17 protein-coding genes are annotated in these 24777 nt (G+C 67.0%); 5 read left to right on the forward strand and 12 right to left on the reverse strand.

Annotated elements, in window-relative coordinates:
- Positions 1 to 129 precede the first annotated feature (129 nt).
- Positions 130 to 1197 (reverse strand): LLM class flavin-dependent oxidoreductase, encoded by a 1068-nt coding sequence (locus tag DYE23_RS14645; protein WP_372516203.1) that lies wholly within the window; start codon positions 1195 to 1197, stop codon positions 130 to 132.
- Between the two features lie 216 nt (positions 1198 to 1413).
- Between DYE23_RS14645 and DYE23_RS14650 the strand changes: the two genes are divergently transcribed.
- The 4 genes from DYE23_RS14650 (at position 1414) to DYE23_RS14665 (ending at position 8021) form a co-directional block, all read left to right on the forward strand.
- On the forward strand, positions 1414 to 2211 hold the full coding sequence (locus DYE23_RS14650) for an alpha/beta hydrolase (RefSeq protein ID WP_115327488.1): 798 nt from the start codon (positions 1414 to 1416) through the stop codon (positions 2209 to 2211).
- Between the two features lie 507 nt (positions 2212 to 2718).
- Positions 2719 to 5079 carry a PE-PPE domain-containing protein gene (locus tag DYE23_RS14655; protein WP_115327489.1) on the forward strand — a complete coding sequence of 787 codons (2361 nt, stop codon included), beginning with the start codon at positions 2719 to 2721 and terminating at the stop codon, positions 5077 to 5079.
- A gap of 21 nt (positions 5080 to 5100) precedes the next feature.
- Complete coding sequence (locus tag DYE23_RS14660; protein WP_115327490.1) at positions 5101 to 6585, forward strand: flavin-containing monooxygenase; 1485 nt, start codon at positions 5101 to 5103, stop codon at positions 6583 to 6585.
- Between the two features lie 68 nt (positions 6586 to 6653).
- Entirely contained in the window at positions 6654 to 8021 is a 1368-nt protein-coding gene (locus DYE23_RS14665; RefSeq protein WP_011894236.1) for a cytochrome P450, read from the forward strand.
- Here the strand turns inward: DYE23_RS14665 and DYE23_RS14670 are convergent.
- The 5 genes from DYE23_RS14670 to DYE23_RS14690 all read right to left on the reverse strand — a co-directional run bounded on the left by DYE23_RS14670 (position 8018) and on the right by DYE23_RS14690 (position 14044).
- Positions 8018 to 8845, reverse strand: a complete 828-nt coding sequence (locus DYE23_RS14670) for a class I SAM-dependent methyltransferase (protein ID WP_115327491.1) — start codon at positions 8843 to 8845, stop codon at positions 8018 to 8020. The two genes, DYE23_RS14665 and DYE23_RS14670, sit on opposite strands and share 4 nt — an antisense overlap.
- Before the next feature lie 53 nt (positions 8846 to 8898).
- Positions 8899 to 10182, reverse strand: coding sequence for a PE-PPE domain-containing protein (locus DYE23_RS14675; protein ID WP_115327492.1), 1284 nt, complete (start codon positions 10180 to 10182; stop codon positions 8899 to 8901).
- A 191-nt stretch (positions 10183 to 10373) separates the two neighbouring features.
- On the reverse strand, positions 10374 to 11039 hold the full coding sequence (locus DYE23_RS14680; protein WP_041787888.1) for a cutinase family protein: 666 nt from the start codon (positions 11037 to 11039) through the stop codon (positions 10374 to 10376).
- 59 nt (positions 11040 to 11098) lie between these two features.
- Complete coding sequence (locus tag DYE23_RS14685) at positions 11099 to 12580, reverse strand: flavin-containing monooxygenase (RefSeq protein ID WP_013471664.1); 1482 nt, start codon at positions 12578 to 12580, stop codon at positions 11099 to 11101.
- A gap of 168 nt (positions 12581 to 12748) precedes the next feature.
- Positions 12749 to 14044: a PE-PPE domain-containing protein gene (locus DYE23_RS14690; protein WP_013471663.1), complete on the reverse strand. Its 1296-nt coding sequence runs from the start codon at positions 14042 to 14044 to the stop codon at positions 12749 to 12751.
- Positions 14045 to 14695: 651 nt separating this feature from the next.
- Here DYE23_RS14690 and DYE23_RS14695 point away from each other — a divergent pair.
- Positions 14696 to 15553: an SDR family NAD(P)-dependent oxidoreductase gene (locus DYE23_RS14695; protein ID WP_115327493.1), complete on the forward strand. Its 858-nt coding sequence runs from the start codon at positions 14696 to 14698 to the stop codon at positions 15551 to 15553.
- On the opposite strand, the gene DYE23_RS14700 is transcribed toward DYE23_RS14695, so the two are convergent.
- From DYE23_RS14700 to DYE23_RS14725, 6 genes are all read right to left on the reverse strand, one after another.
- On the reverse strand, positions 15533 to 16729 hold the full coding sequence (locus DYE23_RS14700; RefSeq protein ID WP_115327494.1) for an alkane 1-monooxygenase: 1197 nt from the start codon (positions 16727 to 16729) through the stop codon (positions 15533 to 15535). The two genes, DYE23_RS14695 and DYE23_RS14700, sit on opposite strands and share 21 nt — an antisense overlap.
- Before the next feature lie 244 nt (positions 16730 to 16973).
- On the reverse strand, positions 16974 to 18884 hold the full coding sequence (locus tag DYE23_RS14705; RefSeq protein ID WP_115327495.1) for a substrate-binding domain-containing protein: 1911 nt from the start codon (positions 18882 to 18884) through the stop codon (positions 16974 to 16976).
- Between the two features lie 52 nt (positions 18885 to 18936).
- Entirely contained in the window at positions 18937 to 21153 is a 2217-nt protein-coding gene (locus tag DYE23_RS14710) for a malate synthase G (protein ID WP_115327496.1), read from the reverse strand.
- 88 nt (positions 21154 to 21241) lie between these two features.
- Entirely contained in the window at positions 21242 to 22105 is an 864-nt protein-coding gene (locus DYE23_RS14715; RefSeq protein WP_011894226.1) for a hypothetical protein, read from the reverse strand.
- Entirely contained in the window at positions 22098 to 23159 is a 1062-nt protein-coding gene (locus DYE23_RS14720) for a hemolysin family protein (RefSeq protein ID WP_115327497.1), read from the reverse strand. The genes DYE23_RS14715 and DYE23_RS14720 overlap by 8 nt, the downstream gene beginning before the upstream one ends.
- Complete coding sequence (locus tag DYE23_RS14725; protein WP_115327498.1) at positions 23152 to 24525, reverse strand: hemolysin family protein; 1374 nt, start codon at positions 24523 to 24525, stop codon at positions 23152 to 23154. The genes DYE23_RS14720 and DYE23_RS14725 overlap by 8 nt, the downstream gene beginning before the upstream one ends.
- Between the last annotated feature and the right edge of the window lie 252 nt (positions 24526 to 24777).

Below are 24777 nucleotides of genomic sequence, written 5' to 3' on the forward strand. Positions count from 1 at the left end.
ATTTGGTGCAACCGAGGGAAGGAATTGACGCTGATGCGAAATAGCTTGCGTATGCGTGCATTCGGTGTCCGGGAGGCAGGCCGGAGGGGGGAGGGCGGAAGTTAGCCGGGCAAACTTCCGGCCCCGAGCTCAGAGCTTCTTGAGGCCGCGAAGCACCCGGTTGTACGGCAACGTCGCCGAGACACCCTTGCGCAGCTTCGGGTTCAGTTGGCTGCCGTTGATCACCAGGAGGTACCGCAGGCCGTGGTCGCGCCACTCGGCCACCTGGTCGAGCACCTCGTCGGCGGTGCCGTGGAAGCAGATCTCCTTCATCAGCGAGGCCGGGACGCTCGCGGTGTAGGCGAGAGCGGCCTCCTTGTCGATCATCTGCGGGACCAGATCCTGCACGCCCGAGAAATCGGAACCCAGCGGGTGTTCGACGCCGTGCCTCGCCCAGGCCTCCGCCGGTGCCGCCAGCGCGACCGACTTCACGATCACCGAGTCCAGTGCTTCGTCGACATCAGCACGGGTGCGGCCGGTGACCACCGTCCGGTTGACCGCGGGCACGATTGCCATCGGGTCCCGGCCGTTGTCGGACGCGGCGGTGCGCACCGCGTCGAGTGCGCGGGCATAGTCGGCGGGCCGGGAGATCACGAACGGCACCCAACCGTCGGCATAGCGTCCGGTGGCCCGCAGCATCCGGGGTCCGTGCGCGGCGACCCAGATCTCCGGCCATCGGCCCTTGTACGGGGGCAGGTCGAACACCGCGTGCCGCAGCGGGAAATAGTCCGATTCGCGCGTCACCGGCTCACCGCCGGACTTCCACAACGCACGGATGGTGGCGAGCGCCTCCACGAAGCGGGCGACGGGCTTGGTCCACTCCACGCCGTAGGGTTCGTTCCCCTCCCGCTCGCCGACCCCGATACCGAGGATCGCGCGCCCGCGGGTCAGCAGATGCAGCGTCGCCGCAGCCTGCGCGGTGATCGCCGGGTGGCGGCGACTGGCGTCGGTCACACCGACGCCGAACCGTAGGCGGCCGCGGTGACGCGCGGCGAGATGGCCGAGCATCGTCCACGGCTCCAGAATCGCGTCGACCTTCGGCACGAGTTTGGCGGCCAGGCCGAGATGCTCCGGAGTCGCGACCGAGCGGGGCACCAGAGAGTTGATGTGGTCACCCACCCAGAACGAATCCGCACCGGTCGCCGACGCGGTCAGCATCGCCGCCGACGGCAACAGCGTCGGCGAGACCCGCGTGTTCACGATGCCGTCGAGCAATCCGAATCGGAACTGGGAACCGGCGGATCGCGATCGGAGGCTCATGGATAGCGACCGTACTACCGCCCGACGACCGGACGTTCGCGGCGAGGCCCGGTGGTACGTTCGTCACGTCTGACATCTGACGCACCCCCCGATCGAAAAGGTGGTGGCCCCGCCATGGCATCCGCACCCCTCGAGGTGATCGACAAGGGGGAGTCCACCGATGCCCATCCGTCGCCGCTGTTGTTCGTGCACGGTGCCTGGCATGCGGCATGGTGCTGGGATGACCACTTTCTGGACTTCTTCGCCGGCCGGGGATACCGGGCCCTGGCGTTGAGTTTCCGCGGCCACGGCCGAAGCGCGAGCGACAAGCCGCTGCGATCGCTGTCGATCTCCGATTACGTCGACGACGTCGCCGCCGTGGCCGGGGGACTGCCGACGCCCCCGATCGTCGTCGGCCATTCCATGGGCGGCTTCGTGGTGCAGAAGTACCTGGAGGACCGCGACGTCCCGGCGGGCGTGCTGATGGCCTCGGCGCCACCGCGGGGTTACCTGGGCTCGGGCGTGCGCTGGTTCCGGCGGCACCCGTGGCAGTTCGTGAAGACGTCGTTGTCGGGGGAGTCGCTGGCCTATGTCAGCCCGGTCGACGCCGCCCGCGAACGGTTCTTCTCGCCACACACCCCGGATGCCATCGTCGCGGCGTGCGCGGCCAGGCTCCAGGAGGAGAGCGCGCGGTCGGGCCGCGACGGCGTGACAGCGCTGCCGCGGCCGAAGCGGGTGCGGGCGCCGATGCTGGTCCTCGGCGCGCTCGAAGACGGCATGGCGGTCACTCCGGCAGAAGTCCACGCCACCGCCAGGGCCTACCGCACCGAGGCCACGCTCTTTCCCGGGATGGGCCACAACATGATGCTCGAACCGGGCTGGGAAGCAGTCGCCTCGCACATCGATTCCTGGCTGATCTCGCGAGGTTTGTGACCTTTTCGTTGGTGCGGGTGCGACTTCTGTGACGGGATCGTTCGTCCGCGCCCCCAGCTAATTGACGTCTCCAGCAAAACAGTCGGTAACACTTCCGGACACCGGAGCGATGTTGCTGGAAGGCGGATCGACTCTTCTGCCCATCGAGACGTGCCCAGAGTGGCTACGGCTCCGTAACCTGCTGGCAACGTTGAATTGCTACAAATTTGCCGGAAAGCGAGACTCGGCACTTTTTCGCATGTCAGTACCCGTGTATGTAACCGACGCTTGATCGCCAGCAGGAATTTGACCTTGATCGGCGACGGTGGTTGCCGGCGTTCCCGTCGCCGGGGTCCGCCCGGGAAAGGACCCGGCGCCGGCACCGGATCCGGTTTTCTCGGCAAGGCGGTCGAGCTGTCGAAAATTTCCTCCAGCAATTCCTTGCGAGCGGGAGGTATGTGATAATCTCCGCACACCTTTGCCGTGATCTGATTGTCATCACATTGCAACGACCTGGAAGGTTGGCACATGCACTCAGCGCTCCGCCCGTACGTCACGACGGGCCTCGCTCTTGTCGGGACGAGCGTCATCGCGCTCGCTCCCATCGCGCCGCCGGCGCCCGCGTTCGGTGGCGCCACCGTCGCCAAGCAGGTCACCCAGGACGTCACGCTGTCCGCCCGGGTCGTCACGCTCAACCCCACCCCGGACGCCCTCGAGATGGGCGAGCAGCTGCAGGGATCGATCTGCGGCGGCAACGGCACCCCCTGCTATGAGGTCGAGTACGCCCCGATCTGGACCGGCCCGGGTTACTTCGGGCTCGGCGTGGAGGCACTGCGCGAAGCGCTGACCGGCAACCCCGGCGAGGAGACCACCATCTTCGCCTTCAGCGAGGGCGCCGTGGTCGCGTCGCAGTGGCTGGAGAAGCATCTGGAGGACCCGGAGGCCTACCCGGCGCCGGAGAACCTGACGTTCGTCGTCATCGGCAACCCGGGACGCAAGTACGGCGGTTCCGGCACGATCTGGGGCCAGCAGTGGCCGACCAGCCCGTACCAGGTCATCGACGTCGCTCAGCAGTACGACCCGACCGTGGACATGCCGGTCAACAACCTCAATGTGCTGGCCACCCTGAACGCCACGATGGGCTTCTTCACCAACCACCTCGGCCGGGGCTACTCCGATGTCGACATCGACGACCCCGCCAACAGCCGGTGGGAAGAGGACGGCATCGAGTACGTCTTCGTCCCCGCCAAGACGCTGCCGTTGGTCGAGCCGCTGCGCTGGGTCGGTCTCGGCCAGCTGGCCGATGAACTCACCCCCGGTCTGCAGTACCTCATCGAGCAGGGCTACAACCGCGACGACCGCATCACCGGCACGACCATCGATGCGCCCGAGAAGAGCTGGTCCTACGCACCGATCAACTTCCTCGAAGCGATCGCAAACATTCCTTACTACTCCGTCGCGGGCACCAACAGATTCGCCAACGCGATGCGAGCCAGTGGCAGCTGGTGGGTGTACACCCCCACCAACGTGCTCGGCTGGGACCCCGCCAACCCCGAGATGACCCGGGCCTTCGTCGACTTCCTGGTCGCGATCCCGTCGATCTCCACCCCGATGGGGATGACCGCCGACTGGTGGGCCCGCGCGAACCTGCCGATGAACGAGGGCTGCACCGGCTTCCCGCCGTGCGACAACCCGGCGGGGATCACCGACCAGATGTTCAAGGTCCAGCTGTGGGACTTCTTCGCCCCCGGCGGCTTCACCTTCACCGATCCGATCACGCCCGAGTACAACCCGATCAGCGACACGGAAGCGTTCTGGGGTCAGGAACTCGGTCTGACCGGCGACAAGGTCGAGTGGTACGGCGAGACCGTCCACCCGGAGCCGTTCGGCGAGACGAAGGGTTTCCTCGACTTCCTGATCTCCACGCCGGAGGGCATCAAGACCCCGACGCTGCAGGACCAGCTCAACGCCTTCAGGAACCTCGCCGACGGGTTGACCACCACCTGGAATCCCTTCGTGCCGAAGAGCTACGTGTGGAACCCGGACATGACACCGTTCGCGTACCTGGCGCGGCCGCTCGCCAAGATTCTGTGCCCGACCTGCAACGCGGTTGACCCGTTCATGCCGGAGGACTGGAAGGTCGGTCTGGACGTCTACCCGGGCGCCTACATCCCGCCGTCGGTCAAGGATCAATACGACCCTGAGACCGGCAAGTACATCGGCGATCCGGTCGATGGTCTGACCGACGCCGAGATCGCGGAGTGGAACGAGAAGGCCGGCCTCAACGACATCGTCGACGAGACCACCGACGGGACCGAGGAGACCGAGGAGAGCGGCGACGTCTCCGAGGATCCCGCCGACGCCGACACCTCCCTGTTGAGCGCACGGTCCATGGCGACCGTCGACGAGTCGTCCGAGGACACCGGCGCTTCCGACAAGAAGACCGACGTGATCTCCGCCGCAGTTCAGGATCTGGTCGACACGTTCGACAAGACCCCGGCTGCCGAGGACACCGAGCAGGGCGCCGAGACTCCGGCCGGGTCCGAGGAGCCGACCCAGCCCCAGGACGAGACCCCGGCCGCCGACGCGGACGACGACGCAGGCGTGGATGCCGAGCCGGTCACCACGCCGCGCAAGCCCTCGTCGACCACGAAGTCCGACGTCGACGCATCGGAGTCTGCGGACGCCGATGCCACGACGTCCGGGACCGCCGGAACCTCCGAGTCTTCCGAGTCGGAGAAATCGGACACCTCGTCGGATTCCTCGGCGTCGGATTCCTCGGCGTCGGATTCGGCGTCCTCGTCGGACTCCTCGGGCAGCGGTGCAGGTAGCTCGGGCAGCGGCGGCAGTGGCGGCAGCGCGGGCAGCGGCGGCGGCAGCGATGACTGAGAAGGGCCGTAGTATCGCCACGTGAGTACGGAGCAGTTGGACGCCGTCATCGTCGGTGCAGGATTCGGCGGGATGGGCGCCGCGATCCAGCTCGATCGGCTGGGTTACCAGAAGATCGCGATCCTCGACAGGGAAGACGATCTGGGTGGAACGTGGCACGTCAACCGTTATCCGGGGCTGACGGTTGACGTCCCTTCCACCACGTACTCGTACTGGTTCGAGCCGAACCCGTACTGGTCGCGGTTGTATGCACCCGGCACAGAGCTCAAGAGCTACGCCGTACATGTCGCCGACAAGTACGACCTGCGCCGGTACATGCGGTTCAACACCACGGTCGAGGGCGCCCGGTGGGACGAGGAGAGCCGACGCTGGTCGGTGTCGCTCGTCGGCGGCCACACGCTGACGGCGCAGTTTCTGATCCTGGCCACCGGCTATCTGTGCCAGCCCAAGAAGCCCGACATTCCGGGCATCGAGGACTTCGCGGGCACGGTGCTGCACGCGCAGGAGTGGGACGACGACTACTCGCTCAAGGGCCGGCGCGCCGCGATCATCGGCACCGGGTCGACCGGGGTCCAGCTGATCCCGAAGCTCGCCGACGATGTCGCCGAGCTCACGGTGTATCAGCGCACGCCCATCTGGGTGATGCCCAAGCTGGACTTCCCGTTCGGCCGGGCCGCGCAGCGTCTGTTCGCCAAAGTTCCTGCCACCCAACAGTTCCTGCGCATGTCGAGTGACGCCTTCATGGACGTCATGGTGACCATCGCGATGTGGAAGTTCCGCCAGTTCCGGCCGGTCAACACCGCCGCGGCCCGGATCGGCGCACTGCACCGGTTCCTGGCCATCCGCGACAAGGGTCTGCGCCGCAAACTGACACCGGACTACGACTTCGGCTGCAAGCGTCCGACGTTGTCGAACACCTACTACCGCACGTTCAACAAGAAACACGTGCACCTGGAGACCTCGGGCATCGAACGGATCGAAGCCGACGGCATCGTCACCAGGGACGGCACCAAGAAGGTCATCGACACGTTGGTGCTGGCCACCGGATTCGACGTGTGGGAGTCCAATCTGCCGGCCATCCCCGTCATCGGCCGTGAGGGTCGCGATCTCGGAAAGTGGTGGCGCGAGAACAAGTTCCAGGCCTACGAGGGGCTGACGGTGCCGCTGTTCCCGAACCTGCTGACCCAGGCCAGCCCGTATGCGTGGGTCGGGATGTCCTGGTTCGACACGGTGGAATACCAGATGCGGCACATGAAGCGGCTGTTCGGCGAGCTCCAGCGCCGCGGCGCCGACACCTTCGAGGTCACCGAGGAGGCGAACGCCGAGTTCCTCGACCGCATGGAGACACTGCTGGAGGATTCGGTCTTCCGGTTGGGCAACTGCGCGAATTCCCGTTCGTACTGGTTCAACAGTTCGGGCGAGGCGCCGCTGTTCCGGCCGCAGTCGATCCGGCAGGCCGTCAAGGAGCAGGAGACGTTCCCGCTCAGCGACTACGCCATCGCCTGACCGGACACCGCCGTCCGCTTCTCGACGCACCACAGATTTCACCGACACACCAGCAAAGGGGTGACGACATGGCCACCGCCACAACTGATCCCGTGCGGCTGCCACCAGGCCCGCGGTTTCCGAAACTGATCCAGGGCGGCGCGGTGCTGGCCTTCCGGTACGGCTCGGTCGCCGCGCTGGGTCGCCGGTACGGCTCGACGTTCACGTTGCAGCTGCCGGTGTTCGGCGAAACCGTGGTGATCAGCGATCCGGTGCTGGTCAAGGACTTGTTCAGCACCAGCCGCGAGCTGGTCGGCCGCCCCCAGAACAACCTGGGCGGCGACGTGCTGGGTCCGGGGTCGATCTTCAACCTCGAGGGTGACGAGCTCCTGGCGCGCCGCAAGCTGCTTCTGCCGCCGTTCAACGGCAAGAACATGCGGGCCTATGAGGACATCACCGAACAAGAGGTGATCCGCGAAATGCAGTCGTGGCCCGAGGGTGTCGAGTTCGAGACGCTCGAGCCGATGATGCGGATCACGCTGAACACGATTCTTCGCGCGGTGTTCGGGGCCAAGGGTGACGAGCTCGACGAGCTTCGGGTGGTCATCCCGGCGGCGGTCGAGTTCGGCTCGAAGATCGCGCTGCTGCCGTCGGTGGTGCGCAAGGATCTCGGCGCGTGGAGCCCCGGCGGCAAGTTCGCCCGGTACCGGCGCCGCATGGACGAGATCTGCACCCAGTTGATCGCCGACGCGCGATCAGACCCGGACTTCACCGATCGCGGCGATGTGCTGTCGTTGCTGCTGCAGGCCCGGTACGACAACGGCGATCCGATTCCGGATGCGTTCGTCGTCGACGAACTGCTGACGATGCTGGTCGCAGGCCACGAGACGACGTCGACGCAGCTCGCGTGGACCATCGAGAGGATCCGCCGGCATCCCGACCTGCTGGCTCGGCTCTCCGACGAGGTGGACGCGGGTGGGAACGAGCTGATGGCGGCGACCATCGCCGAATCGCAACGCACCCGCCCGGTGCTGACCGCCGCGCTGCGCCGCGCCCGCACCCGGATTCGACTGGGGGAGTGGGTGATTCCCGAAGGTGACACGATCATGGCCAGTACCCAGCTCGCGATGGCCGCCGAGCAGAGCTTCCCGGACGCCGAGAAGTTCAACCCGGACCGGTTCGTGGGGAACCCGCCGAACCCGTTCGCGTGGATCCCGTTCGGCGGCGGCATGATGCGCTGCATCGGCGCCTCGTTCGCGACGATGGAAATGGACGTCACGCTGCGCACCATGCTGCGGGAGTTCCGGCTCGAACCGACCGACGAACCCGATGAGAAGCCGCACAGCCGCGGCGTCACCGTCACGCCGGGGCGGGGCGGCCGGGCCGTGGTCCGCCGTCGCCGCACGCCTGCATCCGGCGATGCGAACTCGGTCTCGGTGGCCGAGACCTCGCGCTAGAACCGGTACTGCAGGACGCGGGCCTTCCGCGCGATCGAGGGCACTCGGCGTGACAGCCTGCTCGCGATCCGCAGACCGGTCGGGAACTGTGCTGTCTCGGGCCGGTGCATGGCACTGGACTCGTCGAGCAGGCGCAGGGCGGGATCCCACGATTCGGGCTGCCGGGCATCCTTGAAGCCCGGGAAGTTCCACTGTCGATGCGGGGAGTTCGCGTTGCGCGACGACGTCAGTCGACCGATGACCTGATTGGCCTTGCTGACCCGGCCGTAGTCGTTGAAAGCCACGACGCCCGACGGGAAATGGCCGGTGATGCAGCGCAGCAGGCTCACCACCGCGTCCTCGTCCAGGAAGGCGAACAGACCGTCGGCGAACACGATCGTCGGCCTGCCCGGCGGAACGGCGGTGACCCAGTCCGGTTCGAGCACGTTGGCAGCCACATCCCGGACCCGTTCGTGGGCGGGCACCACCGCGTTGCGCAGCCCGATCACGCCCGGCAGGTCGACATTGACCCAGTCCACCGTCGGCGGTGGGTCCACCCGGAAAGCCGCGCTGCTCAGTCCCGCCCCGAGATCCACCACCACCGCGGAGGGGTCGGCGGCCACGAACCTGGAGAGACATTCGTCGAGCATCTTCGCCCGCAGGGCTACGAGCGCCACCACGCTCGGGGTCGCCCCGAGGGAGGCGAAATCGTGGTCGATCCGGCGCACCGTCGCGTCGGCGTGAGAATCACCGAGAATCGGTCGCGCCGACCGGGAGTCGAGCGCTCGACAGTACTCGGTGAGCAGTGCGGTCTGTTCGATCGGGGCGAGGCCGCTGACATCCATACCGCCAGCCAAGCACACCGGCGGGACGGCCGAACGGGCCGTATCCCGGTGGTTTACTCGTCGCTACCGGAACTGCCGGGTTTCGCCGACTGTCGCGCCTGACCGCCGCCCGAGTCGGAGTCACCCTCGCCGCTGTCGGCGCCGCTGCCCGGCGACTCGGTGTCACCCTGCGCGTCGGCTGCGTCCGTGGCGTCGTCGGAGTCCGATGCCGGCTCCTTCTCGACATCGACCTCAACATCGACCTCAACATCGACATCGACATCGACATCGACATCGGTGCCGTCGTTGCCGATATCGTCCCCGAGGTCGGCCCCGAGGTCGGCCCCGAGGTCATCCTCGGCGATCTCATCGCCGGCGTCGTCGACGACGTCCACGTCGACCGGCGCCTGCTCGACGGCGCGGGCACTCGCGGCGCCGGACGCTGTGGTGCGAGCCGCCGCCGACTGCACCGTCGCCTCGGAGATCGCCGAACCCTCTTGCGGCTCTTCGATTTCCGGATCGGGGGTGGACGGGAAGCCGGGCTGTGCCGGCAGGTAGGACCGATCGTAGGCGCGGTCCACGATCTCCTTCAGTGGAGCGTTGAGCGCGTCGGCGACGAAGCCCAGCCCGAACCAGCGCAGCGGCTGCAGGAGAGGGAGATTCCTGGTGGGCACGAAGACATAGGTGATGTGGCCCTCGGTCCACACGTAGTTGGCCTCGTCGTAGATGTCGACCGGTTCGTAGGTCTGGTGGGTGAAGAAGAAGCCGGCGGTCGAGTTCAGCATCGCCAACAGGTTGGACGGGTCGTCGGGAAAGTCGGAGGCCATGTCGTATTCCTGCGACACGTCGATGATGCGGTAACCCAGGTCCGGGAAGACATCAGGACCCCGCACCTTGTCCGAGCCGCTGTACTTGCGGGCGGGATTGCCCATCAGGACGAAGGTCAGGTTCTCCGCAGTCGGGACACCCTCCGTCCCACCGTGTTCGCGGATCCACGCGGCGGACACCCGGGCACCCTGGCTGTAGGCGAAGACGATCTGTTTTCCGCCCGTCCCGTCCCGTAGCACCGCATCGAGGGTGTCGACGGCCTCGGGCGTGGAGGCACGTGAATAGACCACGTTGCGGCACGTGCGCGGGCTTTCACACATCACGCCGTTGAGGTCATCGTTGTTACCGCCCGGGAGCAGGCTCAGAGTCAGGACGCGCGTGGGTTCGGTCGGGAAGTACTCGTAGGTGGTCGCGGCGGACGCGGACGCCCCGCCGACGGGGAGTGCGAGAAGCGGGATCGCGACTGCCGCGGCGATACCCGTCGCGCGACGCCGCCGCGTCCGCTTACCAGCGTTGTGTCCCTTTGCCATACTTCCCCCAGATTCGACCTCAGCACCGTTTGCTGACCACCTCAGGGTACGCGTCTTTGGCCGCCTGTCACGCGCGAATTCTCGGGGTTTCGGATTTGTAATAAGCGGATATTCGGGAACGCAACAATCAACCCTGCCCCACGCCGCCGTCGTTGACAGCGTCCTCACAGCGGTTTGCTAGCGGGCGTATCTCACTGCAGTCGACCCGCCACGAAATTCGTTGCCTCCTCGACCATCCCGTTCTTGATGTAGGAGAAGTGCGCGGGGAAGTTCAGCCCCGACGAACAGAACGGATCGTCGAGCCCGCACAGGTCGATCGACCGGGAGCCGAAGACCCCGCTCACCTGGGAGAGCGGACCGCCGCCGGGCAGGTCGCGTAGCGGGTTGCCGAACACGGCCACGGCCGCGACACGGTCGGACAGGTGAGGAGCCAACGGAGTCGGGGTGAACCGGCCCCTCGGTTTGGCATCGAGGGTGATCAGATCGATCACCCCGGCGCCCTGCGAGTTCCCGCCGAGCACCAGCCTGGTGTCGGGGCAGTTGTCGGCCATCCACTGGACACGCCCTGCGGCATCGGCCGCGCCCATCGGAGCCGATGCGTCGAAGTCGAAGCTCGCCGGATAGTTCACGCCGTACGCGCCGACCGAGCGGCCTCCCACCTTGGCGCGCAGTGAGTCCACGAATGCCGTGCCGAGCCAACCGAGTCCGGCCGGGGCGCCGGTGCCCCGGGCCCAGATCACCTCGACGTCGGGGCACGGATCGGCCGCCGCGGCGGGCGTCCCGGCCACCGCCTGCACGCTCGCCGCCGTCGCCACGAACACCGCACCTGCTACTGCTCTCAACCGCTTCGACCGCATACATCCATGCTGTCACATCACGGCCGGTGCGCCCGAGATCCCGACGCTGATCAGGTGTTTCAGGCGAACGTGTAATCGGTCAGCGGGAAGGTGTCGTTCTCCCGGTTGGTCTGGTGCGTCGATGCCGGCCGCACCAGCGTCTCGCCGCTGGGGCTGAAGTAGTAGGACCGCGAGCCCGCACAGTCACCGAGACCGAAGACCGTCTTGCCCAACAGCTTCGACATCCGATCGCGGAACTTCGCGTTGGCTTCCGGGGTCACCTCGAAGGTCGTCGCGTTGCGACGCTTCAGTTCACCGAACAGCCGGTCCATGTGCCGCATCTGGTATTCGACGGTGTTGAAGAACGACAGACCGCTGGACGCGTACGGTCCGGCCAGGCTCAGGAAGTTCGGGAACGACGGGATCGACACGCCCTGATAGGCCTGGAAGCCGTAGTCACGCCACCACTTTCCGAGGTTGCGCGCATCACGACCGATGATCTCGATCGCCGGGATGTTGGCCTCCCACAGATCGAATCCGGTGCACAGCACCAGGGTGTCGATCTCGGTCTTCGTTCCGTCGCAGGCCACGATCCCGTCGGCCTCGACGTGGTCGATACCCGCGGCCTGCAGATGCACGTTCGGTTTCGTGAACATCCGGTAGTAGGAGTTCGAGTAGGTCGGGCGTTTGCAACCGAACTCGTACTGCGGTGTCAGCTTCGCGCGCAGTTCCTTGTCGCGGATCGACACGAACCGCAGCGCGCGAGACGACCAGTTGGCGACGGAGTTGAGCTTGCGGAAGTACTTGAAGTTCAGCACCGACAGGATCATCATCGCCTCGAGGCCGACATCACTGCTGGCCCGGAATGCGCGCTGCAGCAGCGGAACCCGCGCCAGGATCCGGCGCATGGCCGGCGGAATCGCGAAGTCGATCTTGGGCACCACGTGGATGGGGGTGCGCTGGTAGACCGTCAGCGCCGCGGCGTCCCTCGACAGCTGCGGGATCAGCTGCACCGCGGTCGCACCCGTGCCGATCAGGCCGACGCGCTCACCCGCGGGGGAGTAGCTGTCGTCCCAATCCATGCTGTGCAGTACGCGTCCGGCGAAGTCCTCGATGCCGGGGATCTCGGGTTTACGCGGCTGCGAGAGGTAGCCGGTGGCTGTGATCAGGAACTTCGCGGTCAACGTCTCACCGCCGGACAGGGCCACCTGCCACGATTCGGTGTCGTCGTCCCATCGGGCCCCGTCGACGGGGCTGTTGAACCGCATGTGCCTGCGGACGTCGTATTTGTCGGCGACATGCTCGGCGTACTTTTTGAGCTCCGAGCCGGGCGCATACAGGCGCGACCAGTACGGATTGGGCTCGAACCAGTACGAATACGTGGGCGACGGAATGTCGACCGCCAACCCCGGATAGTGATTGACGTGCCACGTCCCACCCAGGTCGTCCTCCCGGTCGACGATCAGGATGTTCTCGTAACCCATCTTCTTCAACTGGATGGCGGCCCCCATTCCGCCGAATCCAGCCCCGACGACGATGACGTCGTACTGCGGCTCAACCATGTGTCAACGCTACCTCACAGCAAATGTTTCATCAGCCAACGGAGTCTTCGCCACGTCGACTAGAATGTCACGCTTTCGTCAATATTTGATGTACACACCACGAAGCCCCGGCGAAAAGCCGGGGCTTCGGGTGGGCGTCTTACGGCGGCAACCTCGAGCTCGGGGAGGTTACTCCGAGGAGCCGGAGTCAGACGACCCGGGACCTTCGGACGACGATCCGTCTGAGGAGTCGGTGTCGCCGGCCGCGGCGGCCGAGTCGTTGCTGCCGCTGTCCGCACCCTCCTCGCCGTCGTCGTCCGTGCCCGCCGAGGTGTCGGCATCGTCCTTGGCCGCAGCCTCGGCGTCCTCCTTGGCGTCAGCCTTGGCATCTGCGGCGTCGACCTCGGCGTCCTCGTTAGCTGCAGCCTCGTCGTCGTCAGCTGCCTCATCGACCGCGGGCTTGCTGCTCGTGCGCTCGGCCGGCACGTCGGCCTGCTCGGCGTCGGAGTCGGTGCTGATCTTCTGCACGGTCGCGACCGCCTCGTCGTCGGCAACCTCGTCGGCGGCCTCGTTGGTGACGGTGGGCGCGGCCAGCGAGCGTGCCGTGCTCGTCGCAGCAGCGGCGGCTGCCAGGCGATCGTCGTTGCGGCTGTAGCCGGCGTCGATCTTGGCCTTCAACGAGGCTTCCTGAGACTTCAGGAACGGCAGCAGCTGCACCAGTGGCAGCGTCTTGGTGGGGACCAGGTAGGTGGTGGTCGTCCCGCCGAGGGTGTTGGTGACACGCGTGATGTTCTCCTCGGGTGTCACCGCCTCGTAGTCCGAGAACATCATCGGCACGTGGACGAAGAGCCCGCCGGCGATGGCGTTCGCGAGGGCCAGGAAGTTCCACCACCGGTCCGGCAGGTCGGCGGCCCCGTCGTATTCGCCGGTGACGACGTCGATGTCGTACATGGTCTGCGGGGCAGGCCGATAGGTGTAGTCGTACTGCGGGTTGTACTTGCTGGTCTCATTGAGCAGCTTCTGACGGCTGGAATCGGCCACCAGGATGAACTTGACCTGGTCCTTGGTGGGTGCGTCCGGGTCATTGGCGAGTTCGCGCATGAAGTCGTTGACGACGAGTGAACCGGCCGAGAATCCGACGACGGTGAACTGCTCGCCGGCTTCGAGACGGGCGAAGGCGGCGTCGAAATGGGTGCCGAGATTGGTGATACCCACGGTGATCGACTGCCCCAGGGTTTGACCCGTTCCGGGGCGCTTCGCCTCGGCAGGCCACTCGACGCCGTCCAGAATGTCGTTCTCGCGGGCCAGCTTTCCGCCGAGCAGCGGGTTGATGACGATCTCGTGCATATCGGGCGTTCCGAGCCCGCCGATCGCGACCGCCGTCGTCACGGCTGAGGCACCGGTCGCCGTCGACACGGCCATCGCCGCCGAAGCAAAAACCGCGCCGCAGGCGAGCCCGGCCCTTTTTCGAATGCTTCTCCGCATCTTGATCTCCCCGATAGTCGCAGTGATGCGCGGTCCATGTCCGGCGCGTCAAGAGCATATTGCGCCGATCTTTGCCTTTGCACAGCAAAACAACGGTATTTCTAATTTGTGCAATATTGGCAAAACGCCGTTGTTTTGCCCTTATCGGTTATTTATGTGCGTCTCTACTTGAGTAGAGAAGTTTATCTGCAACGCGTAGGGGATAACTCCGGTATCACCGTATCCGCGGTTATCCGTGTTCAGGCCCGAACTGAGGAGACAGTACCCGATCGCTGATAATCACGAAGGCAGACAAATAACAATAATGTAATTTACTCGTCCGCCCCTGGCCCCGGCGCCTTCATTAGTTTGCCACCAGCCCATTCGCAAAAAATTTCAGTTGGTCTGTACCACGACCGTCAGCACATATTTTCTGACCGGAAACGCTCCGGTGAACGTTCGCCGATCGAGACCCGGAGTTTTCTGCGGTGTGATAGGCGCCCACGACCCCGCCGCACTTTGGATGCGCAACGCCCGGTATACGCTTCCGGCAAACAGATCTGGCACACCGTGCCATTTTTGTCGCGGCGATGTCGGGCACGTCCGTCGCGGAAACCCCGGACCGCCTTCTGGGGTGTCACCGTCGCCGACGTCAGCCGATAGTCTTCCCGGATGGCATCCACAGACACGGCCCAACTGTCCGGAAAGGTCGCCTTCGTCACCGGCGGAGCTTCGGGAATCGGCGCAGCGCTCGTCGCGAGGCTCGCCACGGCGGGAACCGAGGTGTGGATCGCCGACCGTCAGATCGCGCCCGCCGAAGAGCTGGCCGCCCAGCTACGCGCCACCGGAGCCGTCGCGCACGCGGTCGAACTCGACGTCCGCGACCCCGCGACGTTCGCGCATGCGGTGCACACCGCCGTGGACACCTCGGGCCGCCTCGACTATCTGTTCAACAACGCCGGCATCGGCATCGGCGGCGAGGTGGACACCCTGACCCTCGACGACTGGACCGACATCATCGACGTCAACCTGAAAGGCGTGATCCACGGAGTCCACGCCGCCTACCCGCAGATGATCCGGCAGAGCAGCGGGCACATCGTCAACACCGCGTCGATGGCAGGGCTCATCACCACCTCGGCGCAGGGTGGATACTCCGCCACGAAGCACGCCGTCGTCGCACTGTCGAAGACCATGCGGGTGGAGGCCGCGACTCACGGCGTGAGGGTGTCCGTGCTCTGCCCGGGCGTGGTACGGACACCGATCCTCACCGGCGGCGCGTTCGGGCGCAACAAGAGCGTCAGCCGTGAGGATCAGCTCAAGCTCGGAGAAGCATTGCGCCCCATGGACGCCGGGGTCTTCGCACAGAAAGCTCTGCGGGGGGTGCTGCGCAACGAGGCGATCATCGTCGTGCCGCGGTGGTGGAAAGCGCTGTGGTACCTGGAGCGTCTCTCACCCGCGCTGTCCATGCGGACAGCCGCGGTGGCCCTCAAGCGCACCCGCGAAGTGCAGTCAGCCGTACCGCTTCAATAATCTGCGCTGCGCGCGGGCGCGTTGGGGGAGCGCCGCCCTGCGCACGTCTCCGCCGTAGTGCGCGAGCACCCGCGGATCCATCACCCGGCGCCACAGCGGCGGAAACAGCGCCAGCAGCACCATGGTCGCGTAGCCCGACGGCAATTGCGGCGCCTCGTCGGCGTGGCACAGCGCCTGGTAGCGCCGGTGCGGATTCGCGTGGTGGTCCGAATGCCTCTGCAGGTGGAAGAGCAGGACGTTGGAGATGACCGAATTGCTGTTCCAGCTGTGTGACGCGCGGACCTGCTCGTAGGCCCCGTCCCGGCGTCTCTGCCGCCGAAGTCCGTAGTGCTCCAGGTAATTGATCGACTCCAGCAGACAGATCCCGACGATCGCCTGTCCGATCAACCAGATCAACACCTCGACGCCGAAGCCCGCGATCAGCGCAGAGAACAGCGCGGCGGTCATCAGCCACGAATTGAGCACGTCGTTGTGCAGGGTCCACACCGACTTGCCACGACGGTTCAGCCGTCGCCGTTCGAGTCTCCACGCCGACCGCAGGCTGCCCAGGATCGATCGGAACTGGAAGGCGTACAGGCTCTCACCCAGTCGCGAGCTGGCGGGATCGTCGGGAGTGGCGACGCGCGAATGATGACCGCGGTTGTGCTCGACGTAGAAATGGCCATAGCCGGTCTGGGCCAGAGCGATCTTGCTGAGCCAGCGCTCCGATCGCGCCCTTTGGTGCCCGAGCTCGTGGGCGGTGTTGATCGCGACGCCCGCGATACCGCCGACGGTGAGCATCAGACCCACCTTGTCGACGTCGCTCATGGGGATGTGCGCACCCCCGCTCCACAGCCAGCACGCGAGTACCAGCGAAATGTACTGGGCGGGCAGATAGGCGTAGGTGCCCCAGCGGTAGAAGCGGTCGTTCTCCAGCATCGTCAGGGCGCTGTCGGGCGGATTCTCGGAATCGGCTCCGACCAGGTAGTCCGCGAGCGGGATCACGACGAACATCAGGAACGGACCGGACCACCAGAACACACCGGAACCGGTGAGGCCGGCCGCGAGCGCCGACATCGGCACCAGCGTCGGGATGACCAGCGCGAGCAACCAGACGTAGCGCTTTCTGTCGTGCCACGCCAGAGCGGTCTCCGGGCGCTGGGTGATACCTCGCGTTGCCCGCTGCAGAGTCGGCATGTGCTGACCTGTCCCCCTCGTAGCCGGACGGTATGCCCATCATCGCAACCCCAAGCGACAATATGGTAACGCCGTCATACCATTGCGGCTCGGCATGAGCAATCGTGTCAGCGAACTCGTTTTCCGGACGGACGCGCGGCTCGCGGGCGCGCGCTGTCTGCGGGGCGGCTGCTCAGGCCTGCTGAGGGTGGGCTAAGTACGGTGGCCCACCCATCCGGGCCCAGCAAAGCACGGATTTCGAAGGTCAGCCGAGCATCTCCGAGATCGCCGACGACAGGTCCGGCGAGGTGGAGTCCGCCATGTTCCGGTAGCTGCCACCGGTGATCTCCGCGACGGACTCCCAGGTCGGCCGGTCGGCGTCGTCACCGAAGTCGATGACGTTCACGGCGACCGGGCGGTCCGGGGTGAACGCTCCGCGGATGTAGTCCTGCAGACCCTGCGCTCCCAGCGACCGGTCCGTGTGCGGCCCCGTGGTGATCACCAGCACCGAGTTCTTCTGGCCCTCGCGGAACCGCGCGGTCGCGTCGCCGTAGACCAGCCGCAGCGTGGTGAACGACACCGCACCTCCGCCGGAGGCGGTCTGACGGTCCAGTGCGGCGGTGAGCGCCTCGGAGCGTGGCGTCCCGTCGACCGGATCCGCCAGCGGGCCGACGGCCACCTCGGAGCGCCCCGCGACGCCGTCGAAGGTCCACAGGCCGACGCCGGAGTCGGGGGGCAGCACCGGAATTCGCGCCTTCAGCGCGTCGACGACATTGGCCAGTCGTGTGGCCCCGCCCTCGTCGACGGGCATCGACTGGTCGAGCATCACCGTCACCGTCGAGGTCTCCACCGGCATGGTCAGCGTGTCTGCGATCGTGGTCCGCACCTGGTTGTCCTCGACGGCGAGCGGCGCGGACAGCGGCGCGAAGTCGACGACGTCGCTGGCCGGCGGCTCGACACCCTCGACCCGGAAGCCCGCCTTGGCGAGTTCGCCGAGCTGCTCGGGTTTGCGCAGGAATCTGGCGAACTCGCTGGCGCCGGTGACCTGCTCCTGAGACAGCCAGTCGCCCGAGAGCAGCACAGTGGGGAAGTCGGCGAGGACGGCGGGCCCGGAGGGCAGCCACGCCGCCGGTTTGCTGTCGGCGTCCGGCGCGGTCGAGGCACGCTGGAATACCCGTTGCTCGGTGGTGACCACCGCGTGCACGGGTGCGGCCGCGTTGTCCGACGCGTCCGCGAGGGCGTCCAGGGCCGTGCCGGCGTCGGCGTCGGACAGTTCCGGTGCGCGCCACAGCAGGGTACTGACGGCACCGAGGCCCGCGGTGGCCGGTTCGCCCGCCGGCGCCGCCGCCGCGGCGACGGCTTCGGCGGCGAGGAAGGACGCGTCGCTGTCGTCTCCGAGCGGCATCGCCAGCCGCAGGCTTCCCCAGCCCCGCAGACCGAGACCGTCGAGCGAGTTCGGGTTGCTCTGCAGGTCCGGCAGACTTCCCCAGTCACGGCCTCCCAGTGCATCTTTGAGTTCAGCAGCGACGGCGAGCAGAACAGGGGAGGTGACCAGGGAGCGGCTGTCGCTGATGCTCTCGGGTCCGGTCGACGCCTCGAGTCGCGCCTCCGACACCGAGCTGGCCGGGATCCACAGAGCGGGCCGTTCGCCCAGGTCGCCCGGCCACTGTTCGCCGAAGCCGTTGACGACCCGACCGGAATCGGCGGGTGTCACGCCGACCTTGACGCAACGGTCGCCGACCGGGTCGGCGGTCTCGTTGTAGCGCTGTGCCAGCGCCGCGACGGGATCGGCGATGGCCGGGTCGGCGATGACCGCCACCGCGACTTCGCCTTCGACACAACGGGCGGCGGCGATGTCCGAGCGGTCCGACAACGTGTCGCCGACGAAGCGCCACAGGATCACCGCGGCGACCACCACGACGACGGAGACGAGGGCGACGATCACCCCGACGGAGACCTTGCGCGGCCCCGGCGTCACCGCGCGGTGACTGCCGGTCCATTCGCCGTTCTCCCAGCCCCCGCTGCGCTGACCACCGCCGGTGGCGAGCCGCGAAGTCTGCTCGTCGTCGCCGAATACATCAGTGGGCGAATCAGATTCGCTCCCGTCACGCGGCACCGGCGGCTCGGACCGCCGGCCGCCTGCCTCGTCGGGATCTGGAAGGCTGTGTCGTCCCATGCCGTCCTAAGCTCGTTGCGCGCTGCGTCGACCGGTCAGTACTCGTCGTGCGTCAGCCAACGTTACTAGCCGCCTTGTACTCCCGGCGCCTGCGGTGCAGGATCGGCTCGGTATAGCCGCTGGGCTGCGCCGCGCCGTCGAGGATCAGTTCCTGGGCCGCCTGGAACGCGATGCTGTTGTCGGGATCGGATGCCATCGGCCGGAAGTCGGGGTCCGCGGCGTTCTGCTCGTCGACCACGGCCGCCATGCGCCGCAGGCTGGTCTTGACGTCCTCTTCGGTGATCACGCCGTGGCGCAGCCAGTTGGCCAGCAGCTGACTCGAGATACGCAGTGTCGCACGGTCTTCCATCAACGCGACGTCGTGGATGTCGGGCACCTTCGAGCAGCCGACACCCGCGTCGATCCAGCGCACGACGTAGCCGAGGATCGACTGGCAGTTGTTGTCGACCTCCTCGCGGATCTCCTCCGGCGCCCAGGCCAGTTCCGTGGCCAGCGGGATGGTCAGGAGTTGGTCGAGGGTCGAGCGGCGCTTGCCGGCGAGTTCTGACTGCACCGCGAACACATCGACCTGGTGGTAGTGCATCGCGTGCAGGGTGGCCGCGGTCGGCGAGGGCACCCACGCGGTGGTGGCGCCGGCCTTGGGCTGGCCGATCTTCTGCTCGACCATGTCGGCCATCAGGTCGGTCATGGCCCACATGCCCTTGCCGATCTGGGCCTTCCCGGACAGCCCGGCCTCCAGGCCGATGTCGACGTTCTGATTCTCATAGGCGGCGATCCAGTCGGTCGACTTCATCGCGCCCTTGCGGATCATCGGGCCCGCTTCCATCGACGTGTGGATCTCATCGCCCGTGCGGTCGAGGAATCCGGTGTTGATGAACACGACGCGGTCGGCGGCGGCCTTGATGCACGCCTTCAGGTTCAGCGTCGTGCGGCGCTCTTCGTCCATGATGCCGACCTTGATGGCGTTCTGCGGCAGACCGAGGACGTCCTCGACGCGGCTGAACAGCTCACAGGTGAACGCGACCTCGTCGGGCCCGTGCATCTTGGGCTTCACGATGTAGATCGATCCGGTCCGGCTGTTGAGCAGCGGGCCGTTCTTGGTGTCGTCGTCGCCGGCGGACCGCAGACCGTGGATCCCGATGAGGCTGGTGAACAGCGCGTCCTGGATGCCCTCGGGGACCTCGGCGCCGTCGGCACCGTTGTCGTCGACCACGATCGCGTCGTTGGTCATCAGGTGACCCACGTTGCGCACGAACAGCAGGCTCCGGCCGGGCAGCGTGAGCTCGGCCTCGCCGTCGGGAGCACGATAGGTGCGGTCGGAGTTGAGCACCCGGGTGAACGTCTTGCCGCCCTTGCTGACCTCTTCGGCGAGGTCACCGCGGTTGAGCCCCAACCAGTTCCGGTAGCCCAGCACCTTGTCGTCGGCGTCGACGGCCGCCACGGAATCCTCGAAGTCCATGATCGTGGTGATGGCGGACTCCAGCACGACGTCCTTGATGCCGGCCTTGTCGGTGGAGCCGATGGGGGAGTCGGCATCGATCAGGATCTCGATGTGCAGGCCGTTGTTGGCCAGCAGCACCGCGGTCGGCGCGTCGGGTTCGCCGTGGTAGCCGACGAACTGCTGCGGGTCGGCCAGCGCGACCGAGCCGCCGTCGTCGAGCGTCGCGCTCACCGCGCCGTCGTCGATGCGAAGGCCGGTGATGTCCGTCCACGATCCGGACGCCAGTGGGGCCGCGCCGTCGAGGAACCTGCGCGCGTAGGCGATGACCTTGTCGCCGCGCCGCTTGTTGTACGAGCTGCCCGCCTCGGCGCCGTCCTCGTCGGAGATGACGTCGGTGCCGTAGAGGGCGTCATAGAGCGAACCCCAACGGGCGTTGGCGGCGTTGAGTGCGAAGCGGGCGTTGAGGATCGGCACGACGAGCTGCGGGCCCGCGGTGGTGGTGATCTCGTCGTCGACGCCGGAGGTGGTGACGGAGAAGTCGGCGGGCTCGGGTTCCAGGTAGCCGATCTCGGTGAGGAACTGCTTGTAGTCCTCGGCCTCGAATCCGCCGATCACCCGCGCGCGGTGCCACTTGTCGATCTGGGCCTGCAGATGGTCGCGCCGGGCGAGCAGGTCCTGGTTCTTGGGCGTCAGGTCGGCGACGATCTTGTCGACACCGGACCAGAACGTGTCGGGGTCGATGTCGGTACCCGGCAACGCCTCGTTGTTGATGAAGTCGTACAACACGGGAGAGACGCGCAGGTTGCCCACCGTCACGCGATCCGTCATGTTTCCTCCTTCGCCCGCACGAACTGACTTCGCCGTGCCGCTTGCACCGTGATCCGTCAACGGTCCAGCTTACCCACCGGTAACTGCGCTATTCCCCGGTGTCGGCGGCCTGCAGTGCCCTGCACCGGTCGATGAGCCGCGTCCGCAGTGGCGCGGCACGCTCGCTGATCTGCTCCTGGGCGCGCGCGTATTCGCGGCGACCGTCGGCGGTTTCCACCGCGATCGGCTCGAATCCGTAGGCCCGCAGGTCATACGGGCTGGCCCGCATGTCGAGCACCCGCGCGTCGACGGCGAGCTCGAAGCAGTCGAGGACCAGCCCCGACTCGATCAGGGGTCCGAGTTTGAAGGCCCACTTGTAGAGGTCCATGCCGGCGTGCACGCAGCCCGGCTGTTCGGCCGTCACCTGTTCCTGCCGGGTGAGACGGTGCGCGTTGCGCTCCGCGGCGGCCGGGGTGAAGAACCGGTAGGCGTCGAAGTGACTGCAGCGCAACGGCATCGACTCGACGACCTCGTCGGTCCCGGCCCCGCCTAGTCGCAGCGGCACCCGCGCGTGGCGCACCGTCGGGGTCCGGTAGACCATCGCCCACTCGTGCAGACCGAAGCAGTTGAACCTCGGCCGTCGCGCCGCGGTGGCACCGAGCAGACCGGCGATGAAGGTCACGGTGTCCATCCGGGCCGCGAGATACTCCCGGCCCACGGTGACCCCGGCGTCGGTCTGCACGTAGCCGGCCCCGTCGAGATAGCGCTCGGACCCCGGACCGGTCAGGACCGTTCCGTAGCCCGGATGCCACACCCGCAGCCGGCGCGGCTTGAGGCTGTAATAGGTGAACAGGAAGTCGAAGACGGGATGGGTCTGGCCGGTCTGCCGCCGCGCGACGTGGGGGGCGAGCAGGTCGTCGGCGCGGTCGCGGTGGGCGGCGGCGAGGTGCTGCCAGGGCCGCGAATCAGACACGATGCGTGCTGTCGCGGACCGTTCCCACCAGGTCCTCGACGAGATCTTCGAGCGCGACCACGGCGGTGGCGTCACCGTCGGCGGCGGTGACCAGCGCCAGGTGGCTGTTGGTCCGGCGTAACCGGGTCAGCGCGTCGGGCAGCGGAAGGGACGCCGGGACGCGCGGCAGCGGGCGCACCAACGACGCCTCGACCGCCGTGGAACTGTCGTAGTTCCCGTTGACCAGCGGCAGCACGTCCTTGATGTGCAGGTAACCGACGAACGCGCCCGTCGAATCCGCCACCGGAAAGCGGGAGTAACCCGTTTCCCGCAGCGCTTCTTCGAGGGCGCCGACGGTCGGTCCGGCCCCGTCGTGGGCGGCGGGGACGGCGCGGATCTGGTGCAGCGGCATCGCGACGTCGTCGACCACCCGGTTGCGGATCTGGAGTGCGCGGGTGAGGCGGGTGTGTTCCTCGGGATCGAGCAGCCCCTCCGACAGGGACTCGGCGATCATCTCCGACAGTTCGACCGTCGATACGGTGACGTCGAGTTCGTCCTTGGGTTCGACGCCGAACGCGCGCAGCGTGCTGTTGGCGCACCAGTTGTAGAACGCGATGAACGGCCGCGCGATCCGGATGTAGAGGAGATAGACCGGGATCAGCAGCATCGCGGTGGATTCGGGTCCCGCGATGGCGATGTTCTTGGGAACCATCTCGCCCAGCAGCACGTGCAGGGTCACCACGATCGACAGCGCGACCAGGAACGACACGGTGTGCAGCAGCGCGTCGGGGATCCCGACGAGGTCGAACGGCTTCTCCAGCAGGTGCGCCACGGCGGGTTCGGCGACGCGACCCAGCAGGATCGAACAGATCGTGATGCCGAGCTGCGATCCGGCCAGCATCAGCGACAGGTTCTCGCCGGCGCGGATCACGGTGACCGCGCTGGACTTGCCCTGCTCGGCGAGGGCTTCCAGCCGATCGCGGCGCGCGGAGATCAGCGCGAACTCCGAGGCGACGAAGAACGCGTTGGCGCCCAGCAGCACGAAGGTCAGCAGCACCCCGAAGATGTCACCCACGGTGATCCTCTCCTTCGGGTGCGTCGCTGAGCCGCCCCAGTCGGGTGAGCCGCAGCTGGTCGATCCGCCGGCCGTCCATCTTGATGACGGTCGCCAGCCAGCGCACCGGGTCTTCGATCGCACCGTCGGGGTCGAATGCGGTCAGCTCCACCGTCTCGCCTTCGTCGGGGATGTGGCCGAGTTTCTCCAGGATCAGGCCGCCGATGGTCTCGTAGTCACCTTCGGGGGCACGGAACGCGGTGCCTTCGGCGACCTCGTCGATGCGGAGCAGGCCCGAGACCTGCCACCCCTGTCCCGCGGCGACCACGTCGGGGGGTTCGTCGTCGTGCTCGTCCCGGACGTCGCCGACGATCTCCTCGATCAGGTCCTCGACGGTGACCATGCCCGCGGTGCCGCCGTATTCGTCGACGACCAGCGCGGTCTGGAGCCCGTTGGCGCGGACCTCGGCCATCACCGCATCCCCGTCGAGGGTCGACGGCACCTTGGTCAGAGGTTGCACCAGCTCGGCCAGCCTGGTCGTCGACCGGGACACGGCAGGCACCTCGAAGACCTGTTTGACGTGCACCATGCCGATCGTCTCGTCCAGGTCGCCGTGGGTGACGGGGAAGCGCGAGTGCCCGGTGGACACGGCGGCCTCGCTGAGGTCGAGCACGGTGTCGTCGGCGTCGAGGGTGTCGATCTTCGAGCGCGGGGTCATGAGCTCCTCGGCCGTGCGGTCACCGAACTGCAGGGACCGGTCCACGAGTTGCGCGGTGACGGGGTCCAGCGAGCCGCGTTCGGCCGACGACCGCACGAGCGACACCAGTTCCTGGGGTGAGCGCGCGGAGCGCAGTTCCTCGGCGGGCTCGATCCCGAGCCGGCGCAGAATCCAGTTCGCGGTGCCGTTGGTGAGGCGGATCAGCGGCAGGGCCAAGAAGGAGAACATCAGCTGCAACGGTGCCGACCAGCGCGCCGTCGGCACCGGTTTGGCGACGGCGAGGTTCTTGGGGACGAGCTCGCCGAAGATCATCGAGATCGACGTCGCGATCAGGATCGCGAGGAACAGGGACAGACCGGAGACGAACTGCCCGGGCACGTTCAGTGCGGTGAGCCCCGGATGGATGAGACGCGCGACGACGGGTTCGGCGAGGAAGCCGGTGGCCAGGGTCGTGATCGAGATGCCGACCTGCGCTCCGGACAGCTGCGTGGACAGGGAGCGGTGCGCGCGCTGCACCATCGCATCGCGGCGGTCTCCGGACCGGACGTTCGCCTCGACGGTGCTGCGTTCGAGCGCGGTCAGCGAGAACTCCGCGGCCACGAACACCGCCGTTCCCGCCGTGAGCAACATGAAGGCGAGGAGCGCGAGCAGGGACATCGCCGTGTTCATCGGGATGCTCCTGGGAAGCCGGGTCGGGAGCCCGGCCACCTAGAGGACGGTTCGACCTCGCAGGGTTCGTGGTCGGACCGCGTGGCGGCGATGGCCGGCGCGGATGGACTGCCATCCAGTGCCTGCGGCACCTGGTCCCTTTCGTCGCATGGGCCGGACGCGCGTCGTGCGGTGCGCGAATTCGGCTGAATGTCAACACATGTTAGCGGAATCCGCACGGCCGTTGACGCCGCCTTTGTTTAGCCGGGCTAA

Origin of the sequence: Mycolicibacterium gilvum, assembly GCF_900454025.1 — a bacterium.
Taxonomy (GTDB): Bacteria; Actinomycetota; Actinomycetes; order Mycobacteriales; family Mycobacteriaceae; genus Mycobacterium; species Mycobacterium gilvum.

Bases quoted from the DNA above. Each gene is read 5' to 3' on its own strand.
- DYE23_RS14645 (WP_372516203.1), bottom strand. From the start codon at position 1,197: ATGCTGACCGCGTCGGCGACCGGTGCGGATTCGTTCTGGGTGGGTGAC.
- DYE23_RS14650 (WP_115327488.1), top strand. From the start codon at position 1,414: ATGGCATCCGCACCCCTCGAGGTGATCGACAAGGGGGAGTCCACCGAT.
- DYE23_RS14655 (WP_115327489.1), top strand. From the start codon at position 2,719: ATGCACTCAGCGCTCCGCCCGTACGTCACGACGGGCCTCGCTCTTGTC.
- DYE23_RS14665 (WP_011894236.1), top strand. From the start codon at position 6,654: ATGGCCACCGCCACAACTGATCCCGTGCGGCTGCCACCAGGCCCGCGG.
- DYE23_RS14670 (WP_115327491.1), bottom strand. From the start codon at position 8,845: ATGGATGTCAGCGGCCTCGCCCCGATCGAACAGACCGCACTGCTCACC.
- DYE23_RS14675 (WP_115327492.1), bottom strand. From the start codon at position 10,182: ATGGCAAAGGGACACAACGCTGGTAAGCGGACGCGGCGGCGTCGCGCG.
- DYE23_RS14680 (WP_041787888.1), bottom strand. From the start codon at position 11,039: ATGCGGTCGAAGCGGTTGAGAGCAGTAGCAGGTGCGGTGTTCGTGGCG.
- DYE23_RS14685 (WP_013471664.1), bottom strand. From the start codon at position 12,580: ATGGTTGAGCCGCAGTACGACGTCATCGTCGTCGGGGCTGGATTCGGC.
- DYE23_RS14690 (WP_013471663.1), bottom strand. From the start codon at position 14,044: ATGCGGAGAAGCATTCGAAAAAGGGCCGGGCTCGCCTGCGGCGCGGTT.
- DYE23_RS14695 (WP_115327493.1), top strand. From the start codon at position 14,696: ATGGCATCCACAGACACGGCCCAACTGTCCGGAAAGGTCGCCTTCGTC.
- DYE23_RS14700 (WP_115327494.1), bottom strand. From the start codon at position 16,729: ATGCCGACTCTGCAGCGGGCAACGCGAGGTATCACCCAGCGCCCGGAG.
- DYE23_RS14705 (WP_115327495.1), bottom strand. From the start codon at position 18,884: ATGGGACGACACAGCCTTCCAGATCCCGACGAGGCAGGCGGCCGGCGG.
- DYE23_RS14710 (WP_115327496.1), bottom strand. From the start codon at position 21,153: ATGACGGATCGCGTGACGGTGGGCAACCTGCGCGTCTCTCCCGTGTTG.
- DYE23_RS14725 (WP_115327498.1), bottom strand. From the start codon at position 24,525: ATGAACACGGCGATGTCCCTGCTCGCGCTCCTCGCCTTCATGTTGCTC.